Here is a 2,070-nt window from a genome sequence, read left to right on the forward strand (position 1 = left end):
CGCAGCGGCTTCGTTGGCGTGAAAGAGGAGTGGTTCGTCGAGTACATCGAGGATCGGCGGCGCAATCCGCGCGACGACGTCCTCACCGAGCTTGCGCTGGCAACATATCCCGACGGCACGACACCCGACGCGATTGACGTTGCCCGCGTTGCCACCTTCATGTACGCCGCCGGTCACGGCACGACGATCGACCTGCTGAGTCTTGCGATGCTGATGCTGGCGGAGCGACCGGACTTGCAAGAGCAGCTGCGCGCGGACAACTCAAAGATTCCCGCCTTCATCGAGGAGATGCTGCGCTTCGAAAGCCCAATCAAATCGAATTTCCGCATGGCGCGACGCACCACCAGGATCGGCGACATCGATGTGCAAGCCGGCACCAGCGTACTCGTGATGAACGGTGCGGCGAACCGTGATCCACGACGGTTCGAGGAGCCCGACGAATTCCGCCTGGACCGCCCAAACATATTGCATCACATCGCATTCGGCCGTGGTGCTCACACTTGCCCGGGCGCCCCGATTGCACGCGCCGAAGTGCGGGTGAGCTTGGAACGAATCCTCGACCGGATGGCCGACATTCGGCTTTCAGAGGCCGAGCACGGTCCGGCAAGCGCTCGTCGGCTGAAATGGGACCGCACCTTTCTGTTCAGGCGCCTCAAGGAATTGCACCTCGAGTTCACTCCGGTTCAGTGAGCCGTTCCATTGTGAAACCGACGGCCGCGACCGAGCCGACAACCGTCGAACAAGAGAATGGAGCGAGACTCTCGAGACCCTGGAGGCAGGCCAGCGAATTCGGGCGGCTCTCACGCCAGCGGGCGGGCGTCTGACGGTGTTCGGTGACTGAGACGGCGCCACAACCTTAAAGCGGCAGTCGACTGCTCCTTGAGGCAGCCCTCGATGGATTGGCTCGGGACACACCACTGAGCGCGGCCTGCATCGGTGCCTCCAATGGGGAATCGTCCGGAGTGCTATGGGATCTTCGAGGCGGCAGTGGGATGCGATTGCAATAATCGACCGTCGCATGATTGATTCGTCGTTCGGCCCGGACGACCGCGCCTTCCTAAAGCGTGTTCAGTTCTTCTCGATGTGCGTGTACAGCCACGCCCTGACCGTCGGGACGTGATGACCGACTTCGTCGAGCTCGACGATGCGCATCGCCTCATCGGGCCGTGGTCCTCTAGAAGGGTCTTGAAACGCTCTGCGGCCGGGAGGTTCTCGGATGTGAGCGAGCGTTCGCGGCGTCCTGGCGGGGCCACTGTCGTCAGGACTGTCGTCATTTGGCAACTGTCACCGCCTGCGGGCAAAACCTTTAAGCGGGTGACCGTGACCGCTGCCTGCCGTGGGTTTGCAGACCGCTGGCCGGGCGCACGGCGGGAACTACTTCCGCCGAGCTGGGATGTCTGCCCAACTGCTGATCCACATACGTGGAATCGTCCCAAAGCCCGAACAGTTGCAAGTCGGTGACGTATTTGATGATGATCAGCGCCGAGACGTGCGGAATGTCCCCGTTGGGGCCGATTTTCGCTTCTTGCACCGCAGCACGGAATCGCGCGGTCGGCGCAAGCGATCCGCGGATCGGGTCTGCGGGCTGTAATTGATTGGAATTGCGGAACAGCAACTCCAGCGCGGTGGCTGGGCGCTGTCGATCGGGCAGGGCACGCAGGGCGATCTCGAAGCGCTGTGACCACTCCCCAAAGTCACCGATGCGCTGGATCGGGTAACCGGCCTCAATCACCCAGTCGACGTATTCGTCGAGTCCGATGCCGTCGTCGTGCGGGTTCATCACGTGATAGGTCTGAAACCCGTCGACCGCCTGGGCACCCAACGTGGCGACCGCTTCGGCGATGAATTCGACGGGCAGCCCGTCGAAGTGCGCGCGCTGCCGGTTGCCGTCGGCGTCGAGCTGGTAGAACGAGCCGGGCGCGATGCCGGTGGCCAACAGGCTCAGCACCATCTGGGTGAACCAGTCCGACACGTTGAGCTGGCCCGCATAGGTAGTGCCGGCCAGGATCATGTCGCAACGAAACACCGTGACCGGCAGGTTGCACAGGTCGTTGGCCTCCCGCAATAGCA

General features: G+C 62.6%; 2 protein-coding genes and 1 pseudogene. 2 read left to right on the plus strand and 1 reads right to left on the minus strand.

All coding sequences use genetic code 11. The annotated features are described in order from the left end of the window. A partial coding sequence (locus WA317_RS06750) for a cytochrome P450 (protein WP_425172302.1) occupies nucleotides 1-690 on the plus strand: 690 nt, incomplete at its 5' end. A gap of 179 nt (nucleotides 691-869) precedes the next feature. Beyond that, nucleotides 870-1,060, plus strand: a pseudogene (locus WA317_RS06755) (peptidase); the annotation flags it as partial. A 246-nt stretch (nucleotides 1,061-1,306) separates the two neighbouring features. On the opposite strand, the gene WA317_RS06760 reads toward WA317_RS06755, so the two are convergent. After that, nucleotides 1,307-2,070 (minus strand): SDR family oxidoreductase (locus WA317_RS06760; RefSeq protein ID WP_425172303.1); only part of this gene is annotated, 764 nt, incomplete at its 5' end.

The sequence above is a fragment of the Mycobacterium sp. genome, assembly GCF_049802695.1.
Classification (GTDB): Bacteria; Actinomycetota; Actinomycetes; order Mycobacteriales; family Mycobacteriaceae; genus Mycobacterium.